The organism is Nocardioides sp. HDW12B (genome assembly GCF_011299595.1).
Lineage (GTDB): Bacteria > Actinomycetota > Actinomycetes > Propionibacteriales > Nocardioidaceae > Marmoricola_A.
Window position 1 is genome coordinate 2,931,283 of sequence record NZ_CP049867.1, and the last position, 24,091, is coordinate 2,955,373.

The 24,091-nt window shown below is 74.6% G+C and carries 13 protein-coding genes and 1 riboswitch; of the genes, 5 read left to right on the forward strand and 8 right to left on the reverse strand.

The window, feature by feature from the left end:
- Window positions 1-33: 33 nt before the first annotated feature.
- The gene (locus tag G7072_RS13725) at window positions 34-2,169 is read right to left on the reverse strand and encodes a SpoIIE family protein phosphatase (protein ID WP_166087270.1); all 2,136 of its coding nucleotides are present in this window, start codon (window positions 2,167-2,169) and stop codon (window positions 34-36) included.
- 615 nt (window positions 2,170-2,784) lie between these two features.
- Here G7072_RS13725 and G7072_RS13730 point away from each other — a divergent pair.
- Window positions 2,785-3,420, forward strand: coding sequence for a DUF559 domain-containing protein (locus G7072_RS13730; RefSeq protein ID WP_166087272.1), 636 nt, complete (start codon window positions 2,785-2,787; stop codon window positions 3,418-3,420).
- 53 nt (window positions 3,421-3,473) lie between these two features.
- Here G7072_RS13730 and G7072_RS13735 read toward each other — a convergent pair whose 3' ends face one another.
- A complete protein-coding gene (locus G7072_RS13735; protein WP_166087274.1) occupies window positions 3,474-4,730 on the reverse strand; it encodes a YeeE/YedE family protein in 1,257 nt (418 codons plus the stop codon).
- A gap of 103 nt (window positions 4,731-4,833) precedes the next feature.
- On the opposite strand from G7072_RS13735, the gene G7072_RS13740 reads away from it, so the two are divergent.
- Window positions 4,834-5,427 (forward strand): YdeI/OmpD-associated family protein, encoded by a 594-nt coding sequence (locus tag G7072_RS13740; protein ID WP_166087277.1) that lies wholly within the window; start codon window positions 4,834-4,836, stop codon window positions 5,425-5,427.
- A 36-nt stretch (window positions 5,428-5,463) separates the two neighbouring features.
- Here G7072_RS13740 and G7072_RS13745 read toward each other — a convergent pair whose 3' ends face one another.
- Entirely contained in the window at window positions 5,464-6,840 is a 1,377-nt protein-coding gene (locus G7072_RS13745; protein ID WP_166087279.1) for a hypothetical protein, read from the reverse strand.
- Window positions 6,837-7,427, reverse strand: coding sequence for a SigE family RNA polymerase sigma factor (locus tag G7072_RS13750; RefSeq protein WP_166087281.1), 591 nt, complete (start codon window positions 7,425-7,427; stop codon window positions 6,837-6,839). The genes G7072_RS13745 and G7072_RS13750 overlap by 4 nt, the downstream gene beginning before the upstream one ends.
- An 89-nt stretch (window positions 7,428-7,516) precedes the next feature.
- Window positions 7,517-7,734, forward strand: a riboswitch (cobalamin riboswitch).
- Between the two features lie 138 nt (window positions 7,735-7,872).
- Here G7072_RS13750 and G7072_RS13755 point away from each other — a divergent pair.
- The gene (locus G7072_RS13755; RefSeq protein WP_166087283.1) at window positions 7,873-10,377 is read left to right on the forward strand and encodes a ribonucleoside-diphosphate reductase subunit alpha; all 2,505 of its coding nucleotides are present in this window, start codon (window positions 7,873-7,875) and stop codon (window positions 10,375-10,377) included.
- Entirely contained in the window at window positions 10,374-11,429 is a 1,056-nt protein-coding gene (locus G7072_RS13760) for a ribonucleotide-diphosphate reductase subunit beta (RefSeq protein ID WP_240916954.1), read from the forward strand. The genes G7072_RS13755 and G7072_RS13760 overlap by 4 nt, the downstream gene beginning before the upstream one ends.
- 166 nt (window positions 11,430-11,595) lie before the next feature.
- Here the strand turns inward: G7072_RS13760 and G7072_RS13765 are convergent, their stop codons facing one another.
- From G7072_RS13765 to G7072_RS13780, 4 genes are all read right to left on the reverse strand, one after another.
- Complete coding sequence (locus tag G7072_RS13765; RefSeq protein WP_166087285.1) at window positions 11,596-16,743, reverse strand: hypothetical protein; 5,148 nt, start codon at window positions 16,741-16,743, stop codon at window positions 11,596-11,598.
- The gene (locus tag G7072_RS13770) at window positions 16,740-19,118 is read right to left on the reverse strand and encodes a hypothetical protein (RefSeq protein ID WP_166087287.1); all 2,379 of its coding nucleotides are present in this window, start codon (window positions 19,116-19,118) and stop codon (window positions 16,740-16,742) included. The genes G7072_RS13765 and G7072_RS13770 overlap by 4 nt, the downstream gene beginning before the upstream one ends.
- On the reverse strand, window positions 19,115-21,367 hold the full coding sequence (locus tag G7072_RS13775) for a DUF6603 domain-containing protein (protein ID WP_166087289.1): 2,253 nt from the start codon (window positions 21,365-21,367) through the stop codon (window positions 19,115-19,117). The genes G7072_RS13770 and G7072_RS13775 overlap by 4 nt, the downstream gene beginning before the upstream one ends.
- 208 nt (window positions 21,368-21,575) lie before the next feature.
- Window positions 21,576-22,163 (reverse strand): dual specificity protein phosphatase, encoded by a 588-nt coding sequence (locus G7072_RS13780; RefSeq protein ID WP_166087291.1) that lies wholly within the window; start codon window positions 22,161-22,163, stop codon window positions 21,576-21,578.
- Between the two features lie 117 nt (window positions 22,164-22,280).
- Between G7072_RS13780 and G7072_RS13785 the strand changes: the two genes are divergently transcribed.
- Complete coding sequence (locus G7072_RS13785; RefSeq protein ID WP_166087293.1) at window positions 22,281-24,068, forward strand: thiamine pyrophosphate-requiring protein; 1,788 nt, start codon at window positions 22,281-22,283, stop codon at window positions 24,066-24,068.
- Window positions 24,069-24,091: the final 23 nt, after the last annotated feature.

Consider the following 24,091-nt stretch of genomic DNA (forward strand, 5'->3'; position numbering starts at 1 on the left):
CCTGCCTGCCTGCCTGCCCGCCTGCCTGCCTGCTCAGCGCAGGCGTCGGGCGGCGAGCGTGGCGACGTCGTCGTTGCGCGACGGGTCGGTGAGGTGCTCGCCGAACCGCTCGAGCGCGGCCGACAGGTCGTCCGCGGCCAGGCCCGGGAGGGCGTCGAGGACGCGCTGCTGACCGGTGCTGATGTCCTCGTCACGCCGCTCGATGAGGCCGTCGGTGAAGATCACCACCGTGTCGCCGGCGCAGAAGGTGACCGAGCGCTCGGTGCGCTCCTGCGGGACGGTGCCGAGCGGGGCGCCGTCCGCGATCGGCAGCTGCTCGGTGGTGCCGTCCGCGCGCAGCAGTGCCGGTGGCGGGTGCCCGGCGTTGGTGAAGGTGAGCGAGTCGGTCGTGGGGTCGACCAGCAGGTAGGCCAGCGTGACGAGCTGGTCGGTCGGGAACAGCCCGAACATCGCGTCGAGGGCCCCGACGACGGCGGCCGGACGCGGGTCCGCAGCGGCGTAGGCCCGGACGGCGGCGCGCATCTGGGCCATGTTCGCGGCGGCCGCGACGCCGCGTCCCATCACGTCGCCGACGAAGAGGGCCACGCGCCCGTCGCGCAGCGGGATGGCGTCGTAGAAGTCTCCGCCGACCTCGGTGCGCCCGGACGGGCGGTACCACGACGCGACGTCCATTCCGTCGACCACGGGCATGCTGTCGGGCAGCACGGCCCGCTGGAGGTGGATGGCGGCGGCGAGCGTCTGGCTGTGCAGCTCGGCGTTGTCGATGGCGATGGCCGCGCGCTTGGCGAGGTCCTCGGCCAGCGCGAGGTCGGCCTCGGAGTAGAGCCGGCCCGACTCCGCCGCGATCCAGCTCATCACGCCCAGGACCCGTCCCCGGGCGATGAGCGGGACGGTGACGGCGCTGCGCAGCTGCAGGTCGCGGACCAGCTGCTTCTGCTCGTCCGGCAGGTCGAGCATCTCCAGGACCTCGTCGGTGACCTCGGGGACGAACTCGCTCTGCCCGGTGCGCATGACGTTCCACGCGCCGGTGGGGGCGTCCGGGTCGGGCGGGTACTTCTCGGCCAGCTCCTGCGCCAGCCGGACCTTGGCCGGGTCGATGTGGGCGACCGCGAGGCGGCGCAGCACGCCGTCGTCGACCAGGTCGATCGTCGACCAGTCGGCGAACTCCGGCACCACGAGCTGCGCGACCTTGGCCAGCGTGGCCTCGTAGTCGAGGCTGCTGGACAGCTCGATGGCCGCCTCGGCCAGGAAGGTCAGCTTGGCGCTCTGCCTGTCGGCGACCTCCTGGACCTCGATGCGCTCGATGGCCTGGGCGCAGCTGTCGGCGAAGATGTCGAAGAACTCCAGCTCCGCGGTGTCGAGGATCCGGATGCCCGGGAACACCAGGGCGATGGCACCGATGGTGGTCGTCGCCCCGTGCAGGGGAAGGCACACCACCGAGCGCTCGCCCCGGTCGTCCGCGGCATCGGGGTAGCGCGCCGCGAGCTCCCGCTCCCCCACGATCACGATGCGCTCACCGGTGCGGACCGCCTCGGCAGCGGGGTTCTCGTCGGTGACGGGGTAGGTCGCGTAGCGCTCCTGGTCCTTCGGGTTGCCCTCGGTGAGGCCGACGAGCCGGAGCTTCCCCGGGTCCTTGGGGTCCCGCAGGCTCAGCGCTGCCATCGTGGCGCCGACCGCGTCCGCGCTGTGGGTGATGACGATCTGGCGGACCGCGTCGATCGTGTGGGCGGTGGCCAGCTCCGAGGTCACGCGGGCCAGCCGGGTCAGCCGCTCGCGCAGCCGACCGGCCTCCAGGGCGGTGTCCTCCTGGCCGCCGATGTCCTCGAGGAGCACGGCCACGCCGTACACCTCCTCGCCGTCGCGCAGCGGGGAGCAGGTCAGCTCGACCCGGTGCGTCGCTCCGTCTGCCTGGCGCAGCTGCATGAGTCCGCGCCAGGCGTCGCCCACGAGCACGCGCTGGAGCACGGTCTCCATCTGGTGCTGCTCGCGCTCGCCGAACAGCGCAGGCACCAGCTGCCGACCGGCCAGGGCCACGTCGGAGCGTCCGTAGAGCCGCTGGGCGAGGTCGTTGGCCGCCACCACCCGGCCCTCGGCGTCGGTGAGCAGCGCGGCGGTGTCGAGGGCATCGAGCAGCCCCGACCGTGCCGGCCACCCGTCGACGAGAGTCACCCGCACATCGTGGCAGCCCCAGCGGGGGTCGGCATGATCTACCCGGGCGGTTCGTCATGGTCCGTCCCGACGGGGCCCGACATAAGCCTTTGCACGGGCGATACCGGGACATCGACCGGATGGACCCGGACCGATCCGGTCCGGGCGCTTCGCGCTCGACGGCCTCCTCGGTCGGTCGTCCAGCGACGGTGGAGCGATCGCTTGCCGACACGACGCACGTCCGGACGGGCAGCTCGCCGTAATTCGGCGCCGCGGGGGCGGACGAAGGCCGAGCTGCCCGTTCGAACGAGCGCCCTCTCCACAGATCGGGCAGCGGGTCCCCACGGACCGCTCCGAATCGCCGACGATCGACCGATGCACCCGGTCCTCGCACAGCATCGATGCGGCGGGGTCGCGTCCACGCGCAGGCTGCTGCAGCTGACGACCCCGCGTCGTCTGCGCACGGCGTTGCGCCGGGGCGAGGTTGTGCGAGCGACCCGCGGCCACTGGACCCTCCCCCAGACGTCCGACGGCCTGCGTGCCGCTGCCTCCCTCGCCGGGGCTGCGTCGCACACGAGCGCCGCTCTGATCCATGGCTGGGAGGTCGCCCATCCCCCTGAGCGGCCCCACGTTGTCGTGCCGCGCAACCGCAACGTGGACGCGCACCGGCGGCGCGGGGTCGAGCTGCGGTGGCGACCCGTGTCGGCCGACGAGCTCGACCACCACCTCACCGTGATGGACCGAACGGTCATCGACTGCGCACGAGACCTGCCCTTCGCCGACGCGCTCGCGGTGGCCGACTCAGCGCTGCGCCACCGCGACGTCGACCACGATGAGCTCCTCACCCTGGCCGAGCTGGTGCCCACCACCGGTCGCAGGCAGGCCCGGCGCGTGGTCGAGCACGCCGACCCACGGGCCGCCAACCCGTTCGAGTCGGTGCTGCGCGCCATCGCCCTGGACGTGCCCGGCCTGGACGTCCAGCCGCAGCAGCTCATCCAGGAGCGAGGGTTCGTCGGCCGGCCGGACCTCGTCGACCGCGTCGCCCGCATCGTCGTCGAGGGTGACTCCTTCAGCCACCACGGCACGCGCAAGGCCTTCCGGCGCGACTGCGAGCGCTACAACGCGCTGACGCTCCGTGGGTGGAGGGTGCTGCGGTTCACGTGGGAGCACGTGATGTTCAACCCCGACTACGTGCACGACGTCCTGCTGTGGACGGTGCAGCGACCGGACGAACGGGCAGCTCTCCCCCCGACGCTGCTCTGGACGCCGTGACCAGGCCGGAGGACGACCGAGCTGCCCGTCCGAGCGGACGGGCAGCCCGGCGCTCAGCAGACCGAGTCGGAGGGCTTGGGGTTGCCGAGCCCGAAAAGCGGACGCAGCTTGAGCCCGATGAAGGTCCCGCTCAGCGCCAGCACGCCCCACAGCCAGCCGTGCAGGCTGAAGGAGGCGATGCCGCCGAAGTAGGCCCCGATGTTGCAGCCGTAGGCGATCCGGGCGCCGTAGCCCATGAGCAGGCCGCCGACGACGGCGCCGAGGGCGAGCCGCGGCGGGATGCGCTTGTGCAGCGTCCAGGAGCCGGCGGCGGCCGAGGCGACCAGGGCGCCGAGGATGATGCCGAGGTCCATCACCGAGGTGACGTTGCCGAGCACGCCCTCCTGGTAGGCCGCGGCGTTGTCCTGCCAGTAGTCCCAGCCCTGCACGTCGACGCTGACGAGGTCGAGGACCTTCGAGCCCCACAGCGCGAACGCCGAGGTGATCCCCCAGGCCTTGCCGGACAGCCACAGCGTGAGGGCGTTGAGGCCGGCGAGCAGCAGCGCACCGACCCACAGCGGCCAGGAGCCGCGGACGGCTCGCGCGAGGCCACGGGCGGCCGGCGGGCGGTCGAGGGAGGGCACCCGACGGTTGCGCTGCACGGCGAAGGACAGCGCGACGACGGCGCCGATGAGCGCGAGCGTGATCAGCCAGGCGCCGAGGTAGCCGGCGCCGGTGTCGGCGAACGAGACCGGGTCGGCGTTGGGCAGGGTGTCGGTCCAGAACGACAGGGTGTAGGCGCCGAGCACGGAGCCGACGATGAAGGCCACCAGCGTGATGACGATCGCGGTCTGGCCGCTGCCGACGGCGAAGAGCGTGCCGGAGGCGCAGGCACCGCCGAGCTGCATGCCGATGCCGAAGAGGAACGCCCCGATCAGCACGCCCGCGCCGATGGGCGCCAGCGAGGCGGCCGGCGCGACGCCGCCGTACGACGCCCCGCTGGCCAGGATCGGCGCGAAGAGGGTGGCCGCGGCGGCGAGCATGAGCATGTGTGCACGCAGGCCCGCGCCCTGGCGGACCGAGGCCAGCTGGCGCCACGCCGAGGTGAAGCCGAAGCGGGAGTGGAACAGCACGAACCCGAAGGCCAGCCCGACGGCGTAGAGCGTCGCGATCAGCCCACCGGCCTGGAGGAAGACGATGCTGCCCAGGGCCAGGGCGCCGAGCAGTCCGGCGACGACGACGCCGGCCTGGGGCGGGTTCGGCGTGGTGGCCGGCTCGGGCGCCTGGTCGGCCGACCCGGTGGTCTCGAGGGATACAGAGGTTTTGCTCATAGGGGGCACAACACGGCCCCGGCAGCGCGGTGTTCCCCGGTGGGCGTGTCGTGGGGCACATCGGGCCGGGCCGCCTGTCGGTCCTCGGCGCTAGCGTCGCCTCATGATCGAGCTGGAGGAGCTGCTGGTCGCCGGCCCCGAGGAGCTGCGCGCGTGGCTGCTCGCGAACCACGCGACCTCTCCGGGGGTGCTGCTGGTCCTGGGCAAGGCCGGCGGCTCGGCCACCACGCTGCGCTGGGACACCGCCGTCGAGGAGCTGCTGTGCGTCGGGTGGATCGACGGGGTCGCCGGCAAGCGCGACGAGGAGAGCTACACCGTGCGCGTCACGCCCCGGCGCCCGCGCAGCAGCTGGTCGGCGCGCAACGTCGCGCTGGTGGAGCGGCTCGAGGCCGAGGGCCGGATGCAGCCGGCGGGCCGCGCGGTCGTCGAGCAGGCGAAGGCCGACGGCCGCTGGGAGCGGGCGTACGCCGGACCCGCCACGACCGAGCTGCCCGACGACCTGGCCGCCGCACTGGCGGCGGAGCCGGCGGCCCAGGCGTGGTGGCACGTGCTGACCAGCCAGAACCGGTTCGCCCTCGTCACCCGGGTCACCTCGGTGAAGCGCCCCGAGACCCGTGAGCGCAACATCGGGAAGGTCGTCAAGATGCTGGCGCGGGGCGAGACGCCGTACCCCCAACGGGCGCGGCCGCCCGGCTGACCCGGCGGCGGACGCGGGCCGGCGTGCCTGCGGTCGTCAGTCGGCCAGCTCGTACTCGGCGACGTAGAAGCCGAGCGTCTCGTCCGGCCCCGTCAGCCGTCGCTGCACCACGGTCCGCGACTCCCCGGGGGTGAGCAGCAGCGTGTCGTCTCCGGGGCCGTAGCTGCCCGAGGGTCCGGCGGCGGACTTCCCGAGCGGTTCACCGTCCACCGAGGTTGACCACCGCACGTCACGCCCGTCGTTGCCGGCGCCGACCTCGACGAAGGTCGTCTCGCGCACCGGCCCGACCCGGTGCTCGAGGACGTCCGCGCCCGGCTCGGAGGCGACCAGGTCGGCCAGGGCCCAGGTGTGGCCCTCCCGCTCGATCAGCCGGTCGACCTCGATCCCCGTGCCCGCGACCCGGGCCGGCGCGCCGTCGGCGTACGCCCCGAGGGCGACGAACGCGCCCGGGACCGACACCGGTCGACTCGGCCCGCGCTGGTCGGGGTGGATGCTGGCGGTGAGCTCGACGGTGTCGCCGACCCGGAAGCGTCCCCCGTCCTCCTTCTTCGTCCCGGCGAGCTCGAAGCCGAACCACCCGCCGCCGCCCGCGTCGCGCGGTGCCGAACCGGCGCACGAGGTGCCGCTCCAGCCGCGCTCCCCGTCCACGCGCACGCGGATCATGTGGTCCTGGGCGTCGGCCGTGCACACGTCGGTCAGCCGCAGCATGCCCTCGGGGACCTCGACCTCGAAGGACACCGACGCCTGGCCCGGCCGGCCGATCGCGGCGCCCAGCAGCTCGGCGCCGTCGACCTGGTCGCGGAAGACGATGCCCTGACCGCTCACGCCGGGCGGCACCTCGTCGCCGAGCGTGTAGACGGCGATCGCCATCTCGCCGTCCGTCTCGGCGGCCGGCACCAGCCGGTAGGACGCCGGCCCACCGGGCGGGACCAGCCGCCACGTCTCGAAGCCCCTCGCGCCGCCGGTCCAGCCGGCGGTGAGCTCGCCGGCCTGCCGGTCGACGAGGCTGCCGGTGACCGGCCCCTCGACCGCGCCTCCCGTACCGGCGTTGACGGTCCAGCTGACCAGCCGGGGCTCGTCGGTCGCCGGCAGGCGCAGGTCCAGCGGCCGGTCGGCCGGGCCCTCGACGCCGCCGGAGAAGTCGTAGGTGAAGCCGTTCGAGACCAGGCTCTCCGGAGCCGTCCGGCCGGCGAGGTCGCGCTCGGAGGCGGGCTCCGGCGGAGCCACCTCCAGCGCGCGGAGGGCGGGTACGGCGAGCACCGCGCCGGCGACGCAGGCCGCCGCGACGACGGCCCGACGACGGCGTACGGCGCGGACGCGCCCGCGGACGGCACCGGCGCGGCCGTGCAGGCCGTCGTCGTGGGCCAGGTCGGCGTGCTCGGCCAGGGTGGTCCTCAGGTCGTCGATCCTCATCGTGCCTCCCCCTCTCCGGGGCCGGCGACGAGCGCCGGGTCGATCCTCAGCTTGGCCAGGGCCTTGCTGGTCTGGCTCTTGACGGTGCCGACGCTGCAGTCGAGGACCCGGGCGGTGTCGGCCTCGGACAGGTCCTCGAAGAAGCGCAGCACCACGACGGCCCGCTGCTTGCGCGGCAGACGCCCCAGGGCGTCCCACAGGTCGTGACGGTGGTCGCTGGCGCCGGCGAAGTCGCCGGCCCCGGCGTCGGGGAGCTCCTCGGTGGGGCGCTCACCGTTCCACTTGCGCCGCCAGGCGCTGGCGAAGGTGTTCACCAGGACGCGGCGGACGTAGGGCTCGGGCTCGCCGTCGATGCGGCCCCAGGCGAACCACGCCTTGGTCAGCGCGGTCTGCAGCAGGTCCTCGGCCAGGGCGTGGTCGCGGGTGAGCAGGTAGGCGAGCCGCAGCAGGCGGCTGGAGCGGGCCTCGACGAAGTCGTCGAAGCCCACCCGTCCGGGGTCGCCGGTCCGCTCCCCGCGCCCGGCCCGGGGCCTGGCCTCGTCGCGTCCGGTGGTCGTCGTGTTCACACCCTCTGTACCGCCCGGCATGGGTGAATGGTTGCCCAGAGCGTCTGGGATTTTCCCTTTCGACACGCCGCCCCAAGATGTGGTCCCACTTTTCGCCGCGGCCCCTACATATGGTGGCGCACGCAGCTGGTTCCCGACGTCAGCCAGACGTCGGGAGGCAAGAGGGAACCCGGTTCGACTCCGGGACTGCCCCGCAGCGGTGAGTGGGAACGACAGCCGTCATGAGCACTGGGCGCGAGCCTGGGAAGCGACGGCCGGTAGGGGTCGACCGAGCGATCGGGAGGCGCGCCCACGAGTCCGAAGACCTGCCAGCGCGCCGGACCCGCCGGGTCCGGTGGTCCGAGGCCTCGTGGGACGGCCGACGGCTGCTGCGTCGCTGCGCCGGGTCACCCTCGGACGTTGCCGTCGTACGCCGTCGCCTGCTCGCGAGCCGGACCCTCCAGGACCGATCTCGCGAGGAGAGAGCATGACGGTCACCGCAGCAACCAGCCCAGCACCCACCCCCTCCCCCCAGGGCCGCACCACGATGCAGGTGCGCAAGAGGAACGGCGACTCCGAGGTCGTCGATCTCAACAAGATCGTGCGCGCGGTCGACCGCTGCGCCGACGGGCTGGTCGACGTCGACCCGATGCGGGTCGCGACCCGCACCATCAGCGGGCTGTACGACGGTGCCACCACCGCCGAGCTCGACCGGCTGTCGATCCGCACCGCCGCCGACATGATCGGCGAGGAGCCGGAGTACTCCCGGCTCGCCGCCCGGCTGCTCGCCGGCTACGTCGACAAGGAGGTCCGCAACCAGGGCGTCGCCTCCTTCAGCCAGTCGGTCGCGCTCGGCCACGCCGAGGGCCTCATCGGCGACGAGACGGCGGCGTTCGTCAAGGACAACGCCCGCAAGCTCGACTTCGCCGTCGACCACGGGGCCGACCGGCGCTTCGAGTACTTCGGGCTCCGCACCGTCTACGACCGCTACCTGCTGCGCCACCCCCAGACCCGCGAGGTGGTGGAGACGCCGCAGTACTTCCTGCTGCGCGTCGCCTGCGGTCTGGCGCAGAGCCCGGCCGAGGCGATCACGTTCTACCGGCTGATGTCGTCGCACGCCTACCTGCCGAGCAGCCCGACGCTGTTCAACTCCGGCACGCGCCACCAGCAGATGTCGTCGTGCTACCTCGTCGACTCCCCGCGCGACGACCTCGACTCGATCTACTCCCGCTACGCCCAGGTGGCGAAGCTGTCGAAGTTCGCCGGCGGGATCGGCATCGCCTTCTCCCGGGTCCGCTCGCGCGGGGCGCTGATCCGCGGCACCAACGGCCAGTCGAACGGGATCGTGCCGTTCCTGCGCACGCTCGACGCGTCGGTCGCCGCGGTCAACCAGGGCGGTCGCCGCAAGGGCGCGGCCTGCGTCTACCTCGAGCCGTGGCACCCCGACGTCGAGGAGTTCCTCGAGCTGCGCGACAACACCGGCGAGGACGCGCGCCGCACCCACAACCTCAACCTGGCCCACTGGGTGCCCGACGAGTTCATGCGCCGCGTGGAGGCCGACGAGCTCTGGTCGCTCGTCGACCCCGACCAGGCGCCGGAGCTGCCCGACATGTGGGGCGAGGCGTTCGACGTCGCCTACCGCCGGGTCGAGGCCGAGGGCCGCTTCGTCAAGCAGGTCAGGGCGCGCGACCTCTACAGCCGGATGATGCGCACGCTGGCGCAGACCGGCAACGGCTGGATGACCTTCAAGGACGCCGCCAACCGCACCTGCAACCAGACCCGGGACACCCCCGGCGGCCCGGTCGTGCACCTGTCGAACCTGTGCACCGAGATCATCGAGGTCTCCTCCGACGACGAGACCGCCGTGTGCAACCTCGGCTCGGTCAACCTCGCCCAGCACCTGGCGTCGGTCTCGGTGCCCGAGAGCCTCGAGGTGACCGAGGCGCTGGACTGGGAGAAGCTGCGCGCCACCGTGCGCACGGCGGTACCGCTGCTCGACCGCGTCATCGACATCAACTTCTACCCCAGCGACGAGGCGGCCGCCTCCAACCCGCGCTGGCGTCCGGTCGGGCTCGGGGTGATGGGGCTGCAGGACGTGTTCTTCGCGCTGCGGCTGCCCTTCGACTCCCCCGAGGCGCGACGGCTGTCGACGCAGGTCGCCGAGGAGATCTACCTGACCGCGCTCGAGGTCTCGTGCGAGCTCGCCCGCGAGAACGGCCCGCACCCGGCGTACGCCGAGACCCGCGCGGCCGGCGGCGTGCTCCAGCCCGACCTGTGGGGCGTCACCTCCTCGACCGTCCAGGACGGCGACGCCCGGTGGGCGCGGCTGCGCGCCGACGTCGCCGAGCACGGGCTGCGCAACGCGCTGCTGGTGGCGATCGCGCCGACCGCGACGATCGCCTCGATCGTGGGCGCCTACGAGTGCATCGAGCCGCAGGTGTCGAACCTGTTCAAGCGCGAGACGCTGTCGGGCGAGTTTCTCCAGGTCAACGCGGCGCTGACGCGCGAGCTCAAGGCGCGCGGGTTGTGGACGCCGGCTGTGCGGGAGGCGATCAAGCGGGCCGAGGGGTCGGTGCAGGGCGTCACCGAGCTGCCCGACGACGTCCGGCACCTGTTCCGGACGGCGTGGGAGCTGCCCCAGCGGGCGTTGATCGACATGGCGGCCGAGCGCTCGGCGTACATCGACCAGAGCCAGTCGCTCAACCTCTTCATCGCCGGGCCGACGATCCCCAAGCTGTCGTCGATGTACCTCCACGCCTGGAAGTCCGGGCTCAAGACGACGTACTACCTGCGCTCGCGTCCCGCCACCCGGATCCAGCAGGCGACGACCTCGGTGGTCGCTCCCCCGTCGTCCGAGCCCGCGTCGGCCGAGCGCGCGTCGGCCGAGCACGCGTCGGTCGAGCCCGTCGAGACCCCTTCGACGTCGGTCGAGCCCGTCGAGACCCAGCTCTGCTCCCTCGAGAACCCCGAGACCTGTGAGGCCTGCCAGTGACCACCACCGAGACCACCACCCCGTCCAGCCCCGCGCTGTCGACCGAGCCCACCGGGATGCTGCTGGACCCGGGGATGAACCTGACGCTGCGGCCGATGCGCTACCCGCACTTCTACGACCGCTACCGCGACGCCATCAAGAACACCTGGACCGTCGAGGAGGTCGACCTGCACTCCGACCTCGCCGACCTCCAGCGGCTCAGCGACGCCGAGCGGCACCTGGTGTCACGGCTGGTGGCGTTCTTCGCCACCGGCGACACGATCGTGGCGAACAACCTGGTGCTCAACCTCTACCAGCACGTCAACTCGCCGGAGGGGCGGCTGTACCTGTCGCGGCAGCTGTTCGAGGAGGCCGTGCACGTGCAGTTCTACCTGACGCTGCTCGACACCTACGTGCCCGACGAGACCGAGCGGCACGAGGCGTTCGCGGCGGTCGACAACATCCCGTCGATCAAGGCGAAGGCGGACTTCTGCTTCCGCTGGATCGACTCGTGCTTCGAGCTCGACGCGCTGCGGACGCGCGAGGACCGGCGGGCGTTCCTGCTCAACCTCATCTGCTTCGCCGCGGTGATCGAGGGGTTGTTCTTCTACGGCGCGTTCGCCTACGTCTACTTCCTGCGCTCGCGCGGCTTCCTCAACGGGCTGGCGTCGGGGACGAACTGGGTGTTCCGCGACGAGTCGATGCACATGGCCTTCGCCTTCGACGTGGTCGACACGGTGCGGGCCGAGGAGCCCGACCTGTTCGACGACGCGATGGCGGCGCAGGTGCGGCAGATGCTGATCGACGGGGTCGACGCGGAGGCGCTGTTCGCCGAGGACCTGCTCGGCGGCGGGGTGGCCGGGTTGTCGGCGGCCGACATGCGCTCCTACCTGGAGTACGTGGCCGACCGGCGGATGGAGCGGCTCGACCTGCCGGTCATCTACGGCTCGGCCAACCCGCTGGCGTTCATGGAGCTGCAGGACGTGCAGGAGCTGTCGAACTTCTTCGAACGGAAGGTGTCGGCCTACCAGGTCGGCGTCACCGGCTCGGTCGGGTTCGACGAGGACTTCTGATCCGTCCGGACCGGCGGGCAGGCAGGTGACCGGCCCAGGGGCGTTCTGGCCCCGGGTCGGGCCGACCTGCCTGCCCGTCGGCACGCCGGCTCTACGCGACGGGCGACGATCGTGCCGTGACGGTGCGTCGACGAACTCCGGATGCCTCGGGCCGAGGGTCCGACGGCTACCGCGGTGCCGTGCGGTCGTGACCGACCGCGAAGGCCGGCGCCGTGCGCGGCGCGAGCCGACGCCGCTGCTGCCACAGCACCGGTCGTCCGTCGCGTGCCCGCGCCAGCACCCACCGCCGCTCGAGCCGGAGCCCTCCGGCCGGGACCGCCGCCGGGTCGATCTCCGGCAGCACCTTCCCGCGGCGACCCGCGAGGAAGCGGCTGCTCGGGTCGGGCAACGGGTTGTCCTCGGGGGCACCGTCGCCCGCGACCCGCAACCTGCCCTGCCGGAACCGCCGGGGCCCACCCGCGGACGGGTCGACCGCCGGGTAGGGGTGCCACGGTCCGGGGGACGGCGCGGTGAGCCGGTAGCCGAGCGGCGGCGTGCCGACCACGCGGTCACCCGCGGCGACCCCGGACGGCGAGCCGACCGTGGCACCGGACGGGCCCGGTGCGTCGTGCCCGTCGATCCGCTCCTCGACGACCCAGAGCAGGTCGGCGTCCTCGTCGACGCCCATCACCACCTGCTCGAGCACGTCGCCGTGGAGGGGCGGCGGCGTGGCGAACCACGCGAGGAGGTCGTGGGGCTCCAGCCCCTTCGTGCGGAACGGCGTCGTCCACCCGTCGGCCTCCCGGCGCCAGCCCTCGCCCTCGGGAGGCCAGAGGTCCCCGAAGGAGTCCCGCACCTGCAGGTCCTCCAGGCGTACGACGTGACCCGGCGGGGTGGGGAGGTTGGCGAGGTACCAGTCGGTGGCGTGACCGGCCACGACGTCGAGGAAGAACAGCGACGAGACGTGGGTGGGGTCGGGCAGGTGCCCGGTCACCGTCCGCTGCGGGTCCTCGAGGGTGAACCAGCCGGGCTCGGGCGCGCCCGGGTAGTCCATCCGGCCGGGCAGACCGCGGAAGCGACGACGGCGGGCGACCGGGGTGAACGGCGTGGCCGGCCCACCGTCGAGCGGGCCGAGATCGAGCGACCACCAGTCGGCCTCGCCGCCGTCGTGCTCGCGCGCGGAGAACGGTGCCGCACCCGCCTGGGGCTCGGCGCTGTGCCAGAGCCCGACCGGGTCCCAGGGGTCGCCGCGTCCTCGGACGGGTCCGGGCAGCAGCACGTCGCCCGCCGCCGCCTCCAGCACCGCCTCGCCCGGCAGCCGCCGGGGGTCGGCGAACGGCCGCCCGGCCGGCGCGCGCAGCGGCGTACGGGAGGCCCGCAGGCGGTACTCCACCGGGCTCGACGCGTCCTCCCCCGCGTGCTCACCCAGCTGCCACTGCCGCGCCAGCATCCACACCGGGTCGCCCACCTCCGCGCGCAGCCCGGCGTCGAGGTCGGCGGCGTCCGGCGGCACCGGCTCGAGGCGCACGTGCAGGCCGCGGCTCCTGCCGCCGAAGACCGGCACGCCCTGCAGCTCGACGCCGCCGCGCTCCCCGGCCGGCAGGTGCAGGCTGGGCAGCAGCGCCCCGACGGAGCCGAGGCGCGAGGGCGGCACGCTGCGGGCGCGGGAGAGCAGCGCGGCCTGGCGCACGACGTCGCGTGCCGTCGCGACGTCGACCTCCTCGCCCTCGCGCGCCGGTACGGCGAGCAGGATCGCCTGGGGAGGCCGGGCGCCCGGGGTGTGGAACGAGAACGCTGCGGTCACGGGTACTTCGCGTGCGGGGAGGGTCTCCGTCCAGGCGTCCAGGACGCCGGTCGCGAGCGGTCCACCCCGCCCCTGCGGACCCACGACGACGTCGGAGACCCGTCCGCCGCCCTCCTCGGGCCGCCCCGTCCAGGGGTCGTCGGACGCGCCGTGCTGCCACGCCCAGCCGAGGGGCACCAGCGTGACCGTGCTGCGCACCCGCCCGAACACCTCGCGCCAGTCGTCGGCCACGTCGGCCCCCACGGGCGGCAGCGTCCGCGCCGGCAGCAGCAGCGGCCCACGGCGTGCCGGTGACCCCGGCGCCGCCCCGGCTCCGCCGCCGAACGCCTGCAGCTCCGCGACCGGGTCCGTGACCGGCAGCGCGACAACGTCGGGGCCGGCACCGTCCGTGGGGACGGGCAGCAGCGCCCGCACCCGCGACGCGGCGACGCCGGCGGGTCCACGGACGCCCCAGCGGAGCGCGCGCCGGGCCAGCGCCGCCGGCAGGTCGGCACGTTCGTCGAGGAGCTCCAGGTCCTCCGCGAGGGCCCGGGCGGCCGCGCGCAGCTCCCGCACCCGGTCCACGAGGTCGTCGCGGGCGTCCGGCTCGAGGTCGGCGCCCGGGGAGCACCGCGCGAGCAGGTCGATGCGCCGGCGGGCCTCGGGCAGCCCGGTCGCGGGCACGACGTCGCTGGGTGCGGCTCCGAGCCGGGCGGCCACCTCGGCCAGCAGGGTGTCGTCGTCGACCGCGACGAGGTCGGCCACGGTCAGGCCGAGGTCCGCCAGGGTCACGCCGGCGCCGCCTGCCGACCAGAGCCAGGCGACGTCGTCCGGGTCGGGCAGCGCGTCGTCGAGGTGAGCCGACGCCGGCGGGCACGCGTCGGCAGGGACCGTGGCTGCACGTGCGGCGGCGACGTCGGGCAGGACCACGTGCACCGTCGTGCGCAGCGGGACGCCACCGGCGGGCGTGGCCGGGAAGCGCAGCGGCGGTGGGGCGGCCAGTCCGGAGGCGGCGTCGAGCGCGACCGCTGCCTGGGCCGCGCCGCCAGTGACGGTGTCGTGCACCGCCTCGGCGACGAGCAGGTCGGCGAGGTCGGCGGGCAGCTCCGCGAGCAGCCCGAACCGCCGGGCCACCTCGCTCTCCGGCGCGAAGCCGGTGTCGGTCTCGATCGTGCCGGCGCGCACGGCGGCGAGCGCCTTCAGCCCGTCGCAGGTACGTCGACCCGCGTCCGTGCGGTGCGCGGGGTAGGCCCGCCGGAATTCGCGCACCTCCGGGTCGCCCGGGAGCAGCCGCTCGATCTCGCGGCCGAGCGCCTCGGCCGGGTGCGCCCCCTCCCGCACCGCCCGGGTGACCCGCAGCGTGAGCCGCACGCGCTCGGAGTCGAGCGCGACGTCATTCAGCCCGGCCGGCGGGAGCCCGTCCTCGTGCTGGGCCACGGCCCGGTCGCGCAGGATGGCCGCGGTCTTGGCCTGGTCGGGCGAGGGGGCCAGGGTGACCCCGCCGCGACCGAGCCCCGGCTGCCCGCGCCACGGCCGGTCGACGTACCCGTAGAGACCGAGCACCCGCGGCGCGTCGTCGCGCAGCCGCAGTCGGCGCCACGCCAGCCCGACGGCCCAGGGGTCGATGCGGTGCGTCGCCGTGTCGACGAGCGCTGCGGTCGCCCGGTCGAGGTCACCGCGCCGGCCCAGGGGGACGACGGCGAGCGTGTGGAGGGCGTCGAGCATCCGGTCGAGGTGCTTCTGCACCCAGGAGGTGTCCCCTCCTGGGGAGGTCCACGCGCTGTTGCCGTGGTCGCGCAGCGTCGGGCCACCGCCCGGGAGCGGTCCGGACGCGCCGTCGGCCGCCCAGACCCCCCAGCGCCACGTCTCGAGGACCGAGGAGCGCACGAGGTGGACGAGGAGGCTGTCCGGCCAGGGGTCACCGAGGCCCTCCAGGCAGATCTCAGGCGTCGCCCCGTCGCGCAGCCGGCCGAGGCGGTGCCACAGCCAGCCGAGCAGCACCCGCAGAGGCTCGTCCTCCAGCCGCGTCGCGAGCACGTCGCGCAGCCGGTCGTCGGAGGTGTTGCCGGCGACCTCGTCGAACATCCGCTCGACGAGGGCCCACTGGTCGGCGGTCGCGGGGTCGTCGCGGCGTGCCCGCGGCTCGGCCGGCGCCTCCAGGACGGGGCTGCGGTGCCCGACGGTGACCGGAGGGTCCGTCGCCCGGCCCACGTCGAGGCCGGCGCGGCCGAAGAGCTCGGTGACCGCGTCCTCCTGCGTGCGTTGGACGTCGGGGCCGAGGTGCCGCACCGGCAGGCTCCACCGCCACGCCCACGAGGGAGAGGTCGGCGTCCGCCCGAGCACCCGGAGCAGGCGCTCGCCGTCGGCCTCGAGCACGGTGTCGTCGTCCTCCCGCGCGAGCCGGGCGACCTCGTCCAGCGCCACCTCGAGCGCCGGCGCCAGACGGTCGTCGACCGGGTGGCCGTCCCCCGCCCCGACGAGCGGGGTGAGCGGGAGCACGCCGTACGGCTGGTCGTCGACGAGCAGCGTGGCCAGCGGGCCCTGCGGGAGCAGGTGGTCGAGGACCCAGCGCCCCAGCTCGTCCGCCGGCCACGCGTCGTCCGGCCCCCACAGGTCCTGGGCGGCGTGCCCCCACAGCGACGGCCACGCCACGCCCACGAGGCCGTGCTGGGCGCCGCGGTGGTCGACGTCGCCACCGACGAGCCGCGGCAGCCCCGCGGGGTCGCCGGTGACGGCGCGGGCCAGGTCCGCCGTGGCCGTCTCGCCGGTGTCGGCCAGCGGCACGGGGACGTCGCGCGGCAGCAGCAGCGCGTGGTGGGCGCGGGGGGTGGGCTGCGGGTGACCGGCGCCGGCGGTCACGTTGGTCGGGGTGCCGGGAGGCAGCAGCGCGGCGTTGCCGGCGTGCGCGTGCGCGGTGAACAGGTCCGCCGCCGGGGTCGTCCCCACCCCGACGACCACGAGGCGGCGGAGGTGCTGCGGCTCGAGGGGCCAGGCACCGAGGTCGATCGTGGTCGCCAGCCCCGCCCGTCGCAGGACCCGCCACGAGGCCCAGAAGACGTTCGTCGCCTCGCCCGTGTCCGGGTCATTGCGCGGCGGCTGGACGGGCAGCGAGCGGGCGCGGGGTCTTAGCGTGTCGAGAAGGTGGTGGCCGGACTCCGTCTCGGCCCAGACCTGCAGCTCCTCGGGTAGGCCCCTCATGGTCGCCGGCGCAGGCTCCACGTCACCACGCGCGACGGCCTCGGCACGGTCGACGGACCAGCCGTCCGCAGCGACCGCGAAGCGGGTGCGCACGAGCCACAGCGCACGACCAGCACCTATTTCTTGTGCGAGCGACTCGAAAGCACGGGCACCCTCGGGCTCGAGCAGCCGCCCGTCGCAGGCGGCCGCGGCCGCCTCGAGGCGGTCGAGCTCGTCGTGACGCACCACCGGGTCGTGGACGTCGACGGACGCCTCGCCGGGGACGACCAGCAGGCGGAGCCGCCAGCCGCCGTCGAGCAGGTCGAAGCGGGTCTCGAGACGGGCGGGCAGGAGCACGCCCACGCTGCCGCTCATCCGGACACCCCCACGGTGGCGGGCCCCTCGAGCAGCACCCGCAACGGCTTGTCCAGGTTGGCCTTCGCCCACGCCGCGCTGTCGGCCGCGGTGACGGTGCGGCCGAACCGGATCCCCTCGGGCATCTCCTGCACGACGACCCAGTGGTCGTCGACGACGTCCGGGTCGCGGTCGAAGGCGAACATCGTGAGGTCCGGTCCCATGGCGGAGACCGAGCGCGGCAGGACCGGTCGCGCGAGGTCGGGCTTCCGGTCGGCGAACCCGGTCCCCGGCGTGTGCGGGGCGAGGAAGAGCAGGGTGCGGGGGTAGCGCCGGAACAGCTCGGAGCGCACCACCACGACGAGCCGCTCGGCCCGCACCCCCGCCGGGGCGTGGGAACCCAGCCGGCTGCCGTCCAGCCACCGCCTCACCGGCTGGACGTCCTCCCCCGCGGTCTCCGGCTCGCCGTCGTCCGGGGCGGCGTCCCAGAACCGGCGCAGCGGCGTGCACCCGACCGCCACCGGGTGCTGGCGCCACGACAGCTCCCCCAGCGCGCGGTGGTTGAGCCCGAGCAGGAACGCCTCGACGAACTCCGGGCACGTGCGCATGGCGACGACCTCGCCGGGCCCGAGGGTCTCGGCCCCCGGCAGCAGCCAGTGCGGCACGACGTCACGCACGTAGGGCCAGGCCGGCAGGTCGATGTCGGGGCAGTCGCGCAGCGGGGCCAGCGGCTCCTCGTCGTCGTGACCGGTCAGGCGGCCGGTCACCCGACGGCGGGCCGACCCCGACGTCGCACCCGCCACGAGCACGTCGACGACCGCCTCGGGCCGGACGCGTCGCGGCGGGTCGGTGGGCTCCACGTCGACCACGATCGGCACCTCGAGCTCGTTGAGCACCCCGCGCAGCGTCCGGTCCACCTCCTCGGCGCTCGTCGCTCCCCCGCTGGTCTGCTCCAGCCGGTGCCCGAGGCCGTCGAGGTGCCCGGCCTCGACCTCCCACGGGTCGGCGCCGGTGGCGATGTCGTCCTTCGGCCGGGCCGGGACCGGCAGGCCCTCGGCGGCGCGCTGCTGCAGCTCGACCTGGCCTCCGGCGTCCCGCAGCCGGTCGCGCCCGACGGCGCGCGCGACCTGGGGGCCGAGCAGCCCGACCGGGTACGCCGCCGACCCCGGCTCGGGCTCGCCCAGCGCGCCAGCGAGGGAGGTGGCGGTGGGGTGGTCGTCGACCGGCAGCCGGTGCGCCGCCGGGCCGAGCAGCCCGAGCTGCGACGCCGGGTCCGCGGGCAGCCGGCGTCGCCACTGCGCCTCGGCGGCGGCGGTCCCGAGCGCCAGGGAGCCGATCAGGTCGGCGGTCCAGCGCCCCTGGCCCCACTGGGCGTCGGCGGCCGCGACGATCTGCTCCTGCAGGTCGATGCCGGCCTGCAGACCGACCCCGGCGATGGCCCGCACCCGCAGGTCGGCGTTGACCTGCGCCGTCCACGGCCACTGCGCGTCCGGCAGCGGCCGGGCCGCCTCGACCTCGGCGCGCACCTCGGCATGCCCCACCCAGGCGTCGCCGTACGCCGGGGGCTGGACGTACTCACGCCCCTGCCGATCCGTCTCGACCGTGAGCACGTCGTGGTCGCGGGCCGGGCTCCCGGGCTCGATCGGGTCCCAGGTGAAGCCCAGCGTGGTGAGGGCGCCCGGGACCTCGACCTCCTCGCCGCCGAAGGCGACCTTCACGGTGCCGACCTCGTCGTTGTCCGCGGCGTGCAGCTGCAGCGCGAGGTCGTCGAACGTGCCCGCGGCGCCGGTGCGGAAGGTCCAGGAGTGGAGGCAGAGCACCTCCGCGGGCGCGCTCCCGTCCCACGCCGGCCCGCCGTCCTTCCACGGCACCACGAGGGCAGCCACGTAGTCGCGGTCCGCCAGCAGCCGTGCGGGGCTCACGACGCGGGAGAAGCCGGAGCCCGCCGACGCTGTGCGGGGTCGCTGCACGTGGGCCCAGAGCCGGACCCGCACGAGGTCGTGGTCGGCCTGGGTGGTGGTGCCCAGGGTCGCCCGGTCGCCGGCGACGGTCACGTCGGAGGGCTCCCCGACGACGAGAGCCAACCACGGGCGGGGCGGGCCGCCGTCGGTGAGGCCGTAGCGCCACGGCAGGTCCTCGGTGGCGAGCTCGACGTAGGGGCAGTGCTCCTCGTCGGCGTCGCGGTCCCCCGGCGGAGGCACGACCTGGCGGATCGCGCCGGGCTGCAGCGCCCGGACGTCGGCGGGCCCGGGCTGGGCGAAGCGCAGCAGGCTCGGCACCGACTCGCGGTCGTCGCGCAGCTCGAAGGCGACGTCGGTGGTCGGACGCCCGCCGACCGGCGCCGCCCCGGCACCGCCCCGGCGCGACCACGCCGCGAAGGCCAGCTCCTCGATCACGGCGCCCCCCAGACGTCGGCGACGGAGAAGGCCGGCTCGCCCAGCGGCAGCGCGACGGCGTCCCGGCCTGCGGCCCGGTCCGTCGCGGCGTCCACCACCGAGGCCGTCCACGACCGGGCCTCGTCGGCGCGGTCGGGTCGCGCAAGCTCCCGCACCGACCAGGCCTCCGGCCCCACCGAGAGCCGGGCGTCCTTCAACCGGGTCTCGGCCGGGCCCTGGCTGGCGGCCAGGCGGGACAGCAGCGCCGAGCTGAGGGCGAGGGTCGTCGCGCTGGGCAGGCGGTCCCCGGGGGCGAAGACGTTGCGGTAGTCCAGGGTGGCGTCACGCGCTGCAGCGGCGCTCGGCAGCAGCGGCACCTCGACGCCGGACGGCAGGTCCTCGAAGGCCGGCAGCGACAGCAGCTGGTCGCGATCGGCGTCACGGAAGGAGGCCGGGGCGAAGGGCGCCACGACGCCGGCGGTCCCGCCTGCGGCGAGGTTGGCGACGCCCACCCGGGTGGTGCGCCCGACGCGCCGACCCTGGACGCGCTGCAGGTCGTGGTCGAGCGGCGCGAGGGTCTGGCTCCACCGGACCGCTCCCAACGGGTGGACGACCGCGACGCCCTCTGCCGTCCGGCTCGGGGCGTCGAGCACGACGTGCGGGTCGTGGCCCGCCGTACCGCTGATGTTGGCAGGCACCACCTCGGCGGCGAGCGCGGCCGCGACGCGCTCGGCCAGCGGGGGTTCGGGAGCCCGGTCCGACGAGCCGAGCACGAAGCGGTCGTTCCACGAGGCCTTGGCGCCCATGAAGCTGACCCGCACGCGGCCGCGCACCACGACCGGGCCGGGGGCGTCGAGCGAGCCGTGGAAGTCGACGCCGGCGAAGTCGATCCCGAGCGCCTCGATCTCCACGCCGCCGTGCAGGTCGACGTGCAGGTGGAAGGGGTCGAGCTGGGCGATGGCGTCGAAGGACAGGAAGCCGTGCGCGGAGAGGATCCCGACGTCGAAGCCGATCTCGAAGCGCGCGCCGGCCTGGAACGTGCCGCCGGTGAAGGCGAGGTAGCCCTCGAAGCGGAAGGTCAGCGGCAGCGGGATGCTCGGGCCGAACGAGATGCGCCGCTGCTCCGGGAGGCCAGGCACCTGGGTGCGGTAGCCGGGGTAGAAGCCGCCGAGGGTGAACAGCGTGTACGCCGGCCGCGCGGTCGAGATGCGCATCGCGGCGGTGCCGCCGGCACGGAAGATCCCCATCACCCGGCCCTCGACGACGGCGAGGTCGACGGCGTAGTAGCCGCGCGGGACGTCGATCTCGCCGAGCAGGTCGAGGCGCAGGTCGAGCATCGGCGGGATCGCCACCGCGCCCCGTCCGAGCACGAGCACGCGACCGCGGGGCAGCTCGAGGAGCAGCACGAGGGAGATGCGCAGCAGGGAGGCGCCGCCGACCTGCAGCCAGGTCAGCTCGACCGACGGGCCCACGACGACGCTGCCGGAGCGGCTCGTGAAGGTCTCGCGCACGGCGGGCAGGAGGCGGTCGCCGGCGCTCGGGTCGGCGGGGAAGAACAGCGCGAGCGCGGTCCCCTCGCGCAGCCGGCGGCGCAGGACGTCGGAGTCGACGCCGACGTTGACGCCGACGACGCCGCCCAGGCTGGAGATCTCGAAGCCGAAGCCGAGCTGGATCCCGGGGGTGAAGCGGGCGCCGAGGATCGCGACGAACGAGACGGTGCCTCCGTCGACGGCCAGGCGTCCGAGCGCGCCGGCGGCGATCGCGCCGGCGTTGAAGGACAGGTGCCCCGTCGCGCCGCGGCGGTCGGCGTCGACCAGGAAGCCGCCGCGCAGCTTGGTCGGGCCGGCGTCGAGGGCGCCGGCGAGGCCGCTGGCCGGCAGAAGGCCCACGAGCAGGGCCTCGCCCTGCGCCCGGGCGGTCGTCACGGCGGTGTGCTGGGCGCGCATCGCCAGGGGGCCCAGCGGCGCCTCCGTGCGCCAGCCGGCGAGCATGCGGGGGTCGCCGTCGAAGATGGTGCGGGCGAGCCCGGCGTCGAGGCCGGGGATCGGCGGCAGGGCCAGGGCCTCGCCGATCAGGCGCTCCGCGTCGGCTCGGGTGCCGCCGGCGACCTGCGCGAGCTCGGTGCGCCACTGCTGCAGCGCCGCCTGCACCTGGCCGGCGGCGGCGGCGCGGACCTGCTGCGCCGCGGCCTCCAGACGGACGCGCGCCGTCGCCGGGTCGGGCGCCGCAGCAGCCAGCGCTGAGACCAGCAGGGGCAGCCCCTCAGTCACTGCGTCCCCCGGCGGTCGAGCCGGGGGCGATGGTCGAACTTCCTACCCGCATGCGACTCCCCTCGTGGGACGCCCGAGCCGCCGTTCCTTTACTTTCCCAGCATTCGCACCGGCCCCGGAGGGTCGCAATGGTCCGAAGTGACCAGAAGCCCGGCTCGCGGTGAGTGCGTTGTTCCCTTTGCCCGATCTGCTCGGGCCGGGAGGTCGCTCAGCGCTCCTCGAGCCGCTTCTTGCGGATCACCTCGACGACGTCGAGGTGGCTCTCACGGCGCCACTCGGCGACCCGTTCGAGGTCCTGCCACAGCTCGGAGCTGCTGTGGCCGAGCCGCTTGTGGTGCCACACGAGCGCGTCGCCGGCGTAGTCGACGTACGCGATCTCGCGGGCCTCCCGGATCGCGGTGAGCGCCTCGACCGCGTCCCACCCCTGGTGCAGTAGGACGGCGAACCCCAGCGACGGCCCGCGGTTGATGCCCATGTGGCAGTGGGCCAGCACGATGCCGCCGGCGTCGATGGCCTCGACGGCGAAACCGACCGTGGTGTCGAAGAAGTCGGCCGCCACCCGCTGCCCGGCGTCGTCGATGCCGTGGTGGAGGTAGCCGACCTCCGGCGCGAGCTCCGCCACCAGGTCGGCGTCGTTCGCCTCCACACGGACGTCGACGATGTGCGTCACCCCGGCGGCCACGAGCTCCTCGAGCTGACCGGCCGCCATCGACTGGTCGAACGACAGGTCTCCCCCGACGAGCAGCTGCGGAGTGACGAAGTGAGCGTTGGCGTGACGCAGGCTGGGCAGGCTCATGACAGGACACGTTCCCCTCGCGACGGCGGGCGACACCACGGGCACCGGTCCCGCGGCCCCGCCGGATGGATCCGACGACGGTGGGTACCGCCAGGTCCACCCCCCCGAGGAGAACCCATGACGGAGCGACTGGTCGCGGACCTGGTCGTCGAGCGGTTGCGTGCCTGGGGCGTCCCCCGGGTCTTCGGCTACTCCGGTGACGGCATCAACGGCGTCATGGGTGCGCTCAGGCGCGCCTACGGCGACCCCGCCTTCGTGCAGGCGCGCCACGAGGAGACCGCCGCCCTCATGGCTGTCGGGCACGCCAAGTACACCGGCGGCGTCGGGGTCGTGGTCGCCACCCAGGGCCCCGGGGCGGTCCACGTCCTCAACGGCCTGTACGACGCCAAGCTCGACCACCAGCCCGTCGTGGCGATCGTCGGCCAGCAGCCCACGACCGCCCTGGGGGCGGAGTACCAGCAGGAGATCGACCTCACCAGCCTCTTCAAGGACGTCTCGGCGCAGTTCCTGCAGATGGTGCTGGCGCCCGAGCAGGCCGCCATGGTCATCGACCGGGCCTTCCGCACCGCGCTGGCGACGCGCTCGCCCTGCGTGGTCGTGCTGCCCCACGACGTGCAGGTCGCGCCGGCACCGGAGGAGCCGCCCCACACCCACGGCGTGATGGTCACGACCCCGGAGTGGCGCAAGCCGCGGGTGCTGCCGCTCGAGACCGACCTGGCCGCCGCCGCCGAGGTGCTCAACGCCGGCGAGCGCGTCGCGCTGCTCGTCGGCCAGGGCGCCAAGGACGCGACCGCCGAGGTGCGGGCCGTCGTCGACCGGCTGGGCGCCGGTGTCACCACGAGCCTGCTCGGCAAGCCGTGGTGGGACGAGACCGCCCCGGACAGCTGCGGCGTGATGGGTCACCTCGGCACGACCGCGTCGGGCTGGCTGATGCACCACTGCGACACCCTGCTCATCGTGGGCAGCCACGACCCGTGGACCGAGTTCTACCCCGAGCCCGGCCAGGCCCGGGCGGTGCAGGTCGACATCGACGGCCGTCACCTCGGCAACCGCTACCCGGTCGAGGTCGGGCTCACCGGCGACGCCGCCGAGACGCTGACCGCCCTGCTGCCGCTGCTGGAGGAGAAGTCCGACCGGTCGTGGCACGGCGAGGTCCGCGAGCAGGTGGAGCGCTGGCACGCCCTCGCCGAGGAGCGGGCCGCGATGGCCGCCAGGCCGCTGAGCCCCGAGCTCGTCGTACGCGAGCTGTCGCCGCGGCTGCCCGCCGACGCGCAGGTCAGCGTGGACGTGGGCTCGATCGTCTACTGGTACGCCCGCCACCTCACGCTGCCCGACGGCGTGCCCGCGCACCTGTCCTCGACGCTGGCGTCGATGGGCTCGGCGCTGCCCTACGGCCTGGCCGCGAAGCTGGCCGACCCCTCCCGGCCGGTCGTGGCGCTGGCCGGCGACGGTGCGATGCAGATGAACGGCCTCGCCGAGCTCATCACGGTGGCGTCCCGCTGGCAGGACTGGGCCGACCCGCGCTTCGTGGTGCTGGTGCTGCACAACCAGGAGCTGGCCGAGGTCACCTGGGAGCAGCGCGAGACCGAGGGGGACCCGCGCTACCCCGTCAGCCAGGCGCTGCCGGCCTTCCCGTACGCCGAGTACGGGTGCCTGCTCGGGCTCGAGGGGATCCGGGTCGACGACCCGGCCGACGTCGGGTCCGCCTGGGACCGGGCGCTCGCCGCCGACCGGCCCGTCGTGCTCGAGGCCGTCGTGGACCCCGACGTGCCGCTGCTGCCGCCGTGGCCCGCGGGCGAGGCGATGCTCGACTCGTTCCGCCGCGGGCTCGACCAGGAGGGTGCCGACGGGACGCACGCCCGCGACCTGCTGGACCGCCATGCCGCCCAGGAACCCACCTGGTAACCCGGTGGTCGAGCTGATCCCGG

Bases quoted from the DNA above. Each gene is read 5' to 3' on its own strand.
- G7072_RS13745 (WP_166087279.1), bottom strand. From the start codon at position 6,840: ATGAGGATCGACGACCTGAGGACCACCCTGGCCGAGCACGCCGACCTG.
- G7072_RS13785 (WP_166087293.1), top strand. From the start codon at position 22,281: ATGACGGAGCGACTGGTCGCGGACCTGGTCGTCGAGCGGTTGCGTGCC.
- G7072_RS13750 (WP_166087281.1), bottom strand. From the start codon at position 7,427: ATGCCGGGCGGTACAGAGGGTGTGAACACGACGACCACCGGACGCGAC.
- G7072_RS13735 (WP_166087274.1), bottom strand. From the start codon at position 4,730: ATGAGCAAAACCTCTGTATCCCTCGAGACCACCGGGTCGGCCGACCAG.
- G7072_RS13780 (WP_166087291.1), bottom strand. From the start codon at position 22,163: ATGAGCCTGCCCAGCCTGCGTCACGCCAACGCTCACTTCGTCACTCCG.
- G7072_RS13755 (WP_166087283.1), top strand. From the start codon at position 7,873: ATGACGGTCACCGCAGCAACCAGCCCAGCACCCACCCCCTCCCCCCAG.
- G7072_RS13740 (WP_166087277.1), top strand. From the start codon at position 4,834: ATGATCGAGCTGGAGGAGCTGCTGGTCGCCGGCCCCGAGGAGCTGCGC.
- G7072_RS13765 (WP_166087285.1), bottom strand. From the start codon at position 16,743: ATGAGCGGCAGCGTGGGCGTGCTCCTGCCCGCCCGTCTCGAGACCCGC.